We start from the raw sequence: 2,420 nt of genomic DNA, 5'->3' as shown, positions 1-2,420 counted from the left end.
CTACAACGCCGTGCAGTACGGTATCGACACCGCGACCGGGCTGATTGATTACGACGAAGTCGAGCGCATGGCGGTCGAGCACAAGCCGAAAATGATCATCGCCGGGTTCTCCGCTTATTCGAAGACCTTGGACTTCCCACGTTTCCGTGAGATTGCCGACAAAGTCGGTGCTTACCTGTTTGTCGACATGGCCCACGTTGCGGGGCTGGTGGCGACCGGTTTGTACCCCAACCCGATTCCATTCGCCGACGTCGTCACCACGACCACCCACAAAACCCTGCGCGGTCCTCGTGGCGGCTTGATCCTGGCCAAGGCTAATCCGGAACTGGAGAAAAAACTCAACGCGGCGGTGTTCCCCGGTGGTCAGGGCGGCCCGCTGATGCATGTGATCGCCGCCAAAGCGGTGTGCTTCAAGGAAGCGCTGGAGCCGGGTTTCAAAACCTATCAGGCGCAGGTGATCCTCAATGCCCAGGCGATGGCCAAAGTGTTTATCGACCGTGGGTTCGACGTGGTGTCCGGCGGTACCGACAACCACCTGTTCCTGGTCAGTCTGATTCGTCAGGGCCTGACCGGTAAAGACGCCGACGCCGCCCTCGGCCGAGCCGGGATTACAGTGAACAAAAACGCCGTGCCCAATGATCCGCAATCGCCGTTCGTGACCTCGGGGTTGCGCATTGGTACGCCGGCGATCACCAGCCGTGGTTTCAAGGAAGCCCAGAGCATCGAACTGGCGGGCTGGATCTGTGACTTGCTCGATCACCTTGGTGATGCCGATGTCGAGGCGCAAATCGCCAAACAAGCCGCCGCGATGTGCAGCGATTTCCCGGTTTACCGCGACTGATCAGCCACCCCCAATCCCTGTAGGAGTGAGCCTGCTCGCGATGGCGGAATGTCAGTCGACATCAATGYTGAATGATCCACCGTCATCGCGAGCAGGCTCGATCCCACATTGGATTGTTTTTTGGCGGACAAGCTGTGGAACTCGCCTCTGCCCTCTCGAGCAAAAGAAAATAAACATGAACCCAATCGTGGAATCAACCGGCACCGCCCCGGCCAAAATGCAAGTCGGCATCAAACTGCGCGGTGCAGAAAAGGTCGCGCGGATTCCGGTCAAGATCATCCCGACCGATGAGTTCCCGCGTAAACCCGACTGGATCCGCGTACGCATGCCGATCTCTCCCGAGGTCGACCGGATCAAGCAGCTTCTGCGCAAACACAAGCTGCACAGTGTCTGTGAAGAAGCCTCCTGCCCGAACCTCGGCGAGTGTTTTTCCGGGGGCACGGCGACCTTCATGATCATGGGTGACATCTGCACCCGCCGTTGCCCGTTCTGCGATGTCGGCCATGGACGACCGAAACCATTGGATGCCGACGAGCCGATGAACCTCGCAGTGGCCATCGCCGACCTGCGCCTGRAGTACGTGGTGATCACGTCGGTGGACCGCGACGACCTGCGCGACGGCGGCGCCCAGCACTTTGTCGATTGCCTGCGTGAAATCCGCAAGCGCTCGCCGGGCGTGCAACTGGAAACGCTGGTTCCGGATTACCGGGGGCGTATGGACGTTGCGCTGGCGATCACTGCAACTGAGCCGCCGGATGTGTTCAACCACAATCTGGAAACGGTGCCGCGCCTGTATAAAGCAGCGCGACCCGGATCGGATTTTGAATGGTCACTGGACCTGTTGCAGAAATTCAAGTTGCTGGTCCCTACCGTACCAACCAAATCCGGCCTGATGCTGGGCCTTGGCGAAACCGACGAGGAAGTGATCGAGGTCATGCAGCGAATGCGTGAGCACGACGTCGACATGCTCACGCTCGGCCAGTACCTGCAACCGTCGCGCAGCCACTTGCCGGTCCAGCGTTTCGTGCACCCGGACGTGTTTTCCTGGTTTGCCGAGGAAGGCCTGCGCATGGGATTCAAGAACGTCGCGTCCGGCCCGTTGGTGCGCTCGTCTTACCATGCGGATCAACAAGTTCAGGGCGCGAAGTCGGTCGAACGCTGAGGCGTATCGCCTGGAGAGCAAGTGACGGGCATAAAAAAACGCCAGACCGGTTGGGTGCTGGCGTTTTTTTATACAGAATATGGCAGGGGCGGCTGGATTTGAACCAACGCATGGCAGGATCAAAACCTGCTGCCTTACCGCTTGGCGACGCCCCTGTAGCTGTTGCTGCGTGTGGGCGGAAATTTACCAACTTTCACGCCGTCCGGGAAGCCCCCATAGAAAATAATTTTGTTCTAAAACAGCTACTTAACATTATTCGAGAGCAGATACAACGGGCATCTACGTCGATTCAACTCATGACTGATGACTGGTCACGAGGTAAAGGCCACCGCCATCTGCCGAAATGGCATCGACATTAGACACAGCCATTCATGTCCTTTGAGGAGGTCAAACTGGACTACGCTCTCATCGCAGATG

General features: G+C 58.2%; 2 protein-coding genes and 1 tRNA gene. 2 read left to right on the top strand and 1 reads right to left on the bottom strand.

The genetic code is table 11. The annotated features are described in order from the left end of the window. Positions 1-841: serine hydroxymethyltransferase (gene glyA / locus AC1DRJ_RS24555; protein WP_477804442.1), on the top strand; the 841-nt coding region annotated here is incomplete at its 5' end. Between the two features lie 175 nt (positions 842-1,016). Then, a complete protein-coding gene (gene lipA, locus AC1DRJ_RS24550) occupies positions 1,017-2,003 on the top strand; it encodes a lipoyl synthase (protein ID WP_477804441.1) in 987 nt (328 codons plus the stop codon). An 80-nt stretch (positions 2,004-2,083) separates the two neighbouring features. Here lipA and AC1DRJ_RS24545 read toward each other — a convergent pair. After that, a tRNA-Gln gene (locus AC1DRJ_RS24545) sits at positions 2,084-2,158 on the bottom strand. Between the last annotated feature and the right edge of the window lie 262 nt (positions 2,159-2,420).

This window comes from Pseudomonas sp. P5_B2 (genome assembly GCF_056400445.1).
This window is presented reverse-complemented; position numbering and strand designations above follow the sequence as displayed.